We start from the raw sequence: 3,155 nt of genomic DNA, 5'->3' as shown, positions 1-3,155 counted from the left end.
AAGAAAATCCAGGAATTCGGCGGTTTCTTCGACGAGACGACGCTGGTGCTGTGCGGCGACGCCATGATCGACCTCGATCTGAAATCGGCCTTGCACGAGCATCGCCGCAAAGGCGCGCTCGCTACCGTCATCACGCACGAAGTACCGTCGTGGGAGGTGAGCAGCTACGGCGTGGTGGTCAGCGATGAAGATGGCCGCATCAGCGAATTCCAGGAAAAGCCATCGCGCGCGGCGGCCAAATCCAACTGCGCCAGCACCGGCATCTATCTGTTCGAGCCGGAAGTGATCGACATGATTCCATCCGGCCGCGTGTTCGACATCGGCTCGGAGCTGTTCCCGCTGCTGGCGTCGAAAGGCATGGCCTTCTACAGCCAGACCCGCAAGTTCAACTGGATCGATATCGGCAGCGTGAAGGATTACTGGGAAGTGCTGCAGGGTGTGCTGATGGGCGAGGTGACCAATATGAACGTGCCGGGCGTGCAGGTGGCCGATGGCCTGTGGGTGGGCCTGAACACCAGCATCGACTGGGACGACGGCACGCGCATCATCGGGCCGGTATATATCGGTTCGGGCTCGAAAGTCGATGCCGGTGCTACTATCATAGGACCAACCTGGATCGGCCACGGCAGCCATATTTGCGCCGGTGCCAAGGTAGTCCGCAGCGTCTTGTTCGAATATACTCGTGTGTTACCAGACGTTACGCTGGACGAATTAATCGTATTTAAGGATTATAGTGTCGACCGAATTGGCGAAATGAAGCATATTTCACAATATGAATTGGGCGAATGGTCCAACGCAAGGGACCGCCGCGCCAGCCGCCGACGCATGGAAACCGAAGCAAATTCAATAACTTAGTTCATTTTAGAACATAATAAAAGCATGAAAATTTATCCCGTTATCCTGTCCGGCGGCGCCGGCACCCGCCTGTGGCCCCTGTCGCGCGCGGCTTTGCCGAAGCAATTGCTGCCCCTGGTCTCCGAGAAGACCATGCTGCAGGACACGGCCCTCCGCACGGCTGGCCGTGCGGAGATGATGCAGCCCCTGATCGTTTGCGGCAACGAGCACCGTTTCCTGGTGGCCGAGCAGCTGCGCGAAATCAAGGTCAATCCGCTGGGCATCCTGCTGGAGCCGGTGGGCCGCAATACCGCGCCTGCCGTGGCTGCCGCCGCAAACTATTTGAAAGCCATCGATCCGGAAGCCGTGATGCTGGTCCTGCCGGCCGATCACGTGATCACCGATGTGGAAGCCTTCCACGCCGCTATCCAGCGTGCGTCTGGCCTGGTGAAAGAGGGCGCGCTGGCGACCTTCGGCATCGTGCCGACCGGCCCGGAAACCGGCTATGGCTATATCCAGAGCGGCGATTCGCTGGCCAACGGCGAGAAGTGCTACAAGGTGGCGAAGTTCGTCGAGAAGCCGGACCGCGAAACCGCGCAGGGCTTTATCGCTGCCGGCAACTTCTCCTGGAACAGCGGCATGTTCCTGTTCCGCGCCGACGCCTTCCTGAAGGAGCTGGACCAGTACGCGCCTGAAATCGCCAAGTCGTCCGCCGAAGCGGTGACCAAGGGCTACCGCGACCTGGATTTCTGCCGCCTCGACGAGACGGCGTTCACCGCCTGCCCATCCGATTCCATCGACTACGCCGTGATGGAGCATACCAGGCATGCCGTTGTGGTGCCGGCTTCCATTGGCTGGAGCGACGTGGGTTCCTGGTCCGCACTGCACGAGGTGCAGCCGAAGGACGAAGCGGGCAACGTGACCCGTGGCGACGTGTACCTGGATAACGTTCAGAACTCGCTGGTGCGCGCCGAAGGCCGCATCGTGGCTCTGGTGGGCGTGAAGGATGTGGTCGTGGTCGAAACCGCCGACGCCGTGCTGGTGGCGCATCGCGACCAGGTGCAGCGCGTCAAGCAGGTGGTCGATCACTTGAAGGACAAGGACCGCACCGAGCACATTTATCACACCAAGGTATATCGTCCTTGGGGCTGCTACGAAGGCATCGACATGGGCGAGCGCTTCCAGGTCAAGCGCATTACCGTGAACCCGGGCGGCAAGCTGTCGCTGCAGATGCACCACCATCGCGCTGAGCACTGGGTGGTGGTGAGCGGCACCGCGCGCGTGACCTGCGGCGATTCCGTGAAGCTGCTGACAGAGAACGAGTCCACCTACATCCCGATCGGCATGAACCACCGCCTGGAGAATCCTGGCAAGGTGCCGCTGCATCTGATCGAGGTGCAGTCGGGCTCTTACCTGGGCGAGGACGATATCGTGCGCTTCGAGGACRTCTACTCCCGCACGTGATCCGGACACTGCGCAATGCTGCGTTGTTGACTGCGCTGACTTTTGCCGGTGCAGCGCACGCGCAGCTTGCGCCGTCCCAGCTGGCCCTCGTGATCAATGACGAGGAGCCGAACAGCGTGACGATCGGCGAGGAATACCGCAAGCAGCGCGGTGTGCCCGCCGCCAACGTGATTCACGTTCGTATCCCTGGCAGTCCGCGCAAGCTGGATGCCGCCGAATTTTCCCACCTGAAGTCCGAGATCGATGCGCACATGCCATCCGGCGTGCAGGCCGTATTGATGGTCTGGACCGCTCCGTATGCCGTCGAGTGCAACGGCATCACCTCGGCCTACACTTTGGGCTTCGATGCCGGCCAGTGCGCCAAGCCTTGCGGGCCGGGCAAACGCAATCCCTTATTTAATCTGCCGCCCGGCGCGCCGCCATCGGCCAATGGCTTGCGGCTGGCAATGCTGCTGCCAACAACTTCCGTCGATCTGGCAAAGTCCGTGATTTCGCGCGGTATGGCGGCGGGTTTCAGCACGCCTCGTGCCGGCGCCTACTATCTGACCACGAGCGAAGTGGCACGCAACAGCCGCGCCCATTTCTTCCCGCGCGACGGCATCGTGGCCCAGCGCAAGCTGACGATCCACAGCCTGAAACAGGACACGCTGGAAAACGCCAGCGATGTGATGATTTACGAAACAGGGATGGCGCGGGTCGACAAGCTCGAAACGCTCAAGTTCCTGCCCGGCGCGTTGGCTGATCATCTGACCTCGTTTGGCGGTGATCTGCTGGCGGATCATCAAATGAGCAGCCTGCGCTGGCTGGAAGCCGGCGCCACGGCCAGCTACGGCACCGTGGCCGAACCCTGCAACAAC

The 3,155-nt window shown here is 61.3% G+C and carries 3 protein-coding genes; all 3 read left to right on the top strand.

Annotation, left to right across the window (positions count from 1 at the left end; genetic code table 11):
* The coding region (locus AB4Z11_RS27680) for a sugar phosphate nucleotidyltransferase (protein ID WP_442029051.1) at window positions 1-855 on the top strand (855 nt) is incomplete at its 5' end.
* 24 nt (window positions 856-879) lie between these two features.
* Complete coding sequence (locus AB4Z11_RS27675; protein ID WP_442029050.1) at window positions 880-2,298, top strand: mannose-1-phosphate guanylyltransferase/mannose-6-phosphate isomerase; 1,419 nt, start codon at window positions 880-882, stop codon at window positions 2,296-2,298.
* On the top strand, window positions 2,295-3,155 hold an 861-nt coding region (locus AB4Z11_RS27670), incomplete at its 3' end, for a TIGR03790 family protein (RefSeq protein WP_442029049.1). The genes AB4Z11_RS27675 and AB4Z11_RS27670, both read left to right, overlap by 4 nt.

It is taken from the genome of Pseudoduganella sp. RAF53_2 (genome assembly GCF_052113985.1).
Classification (GTDB): Bacteria; Pseudomonadota; Gammaproteobacteria; order Burkholderiales; family Burkholderiaceae_D; genus Rugamonas.
The sequence above is the reverse complement of the archived record's forward strand: the minus strand, read 5'-3'. Positions and strand labels throughout refer to the sequence as shown.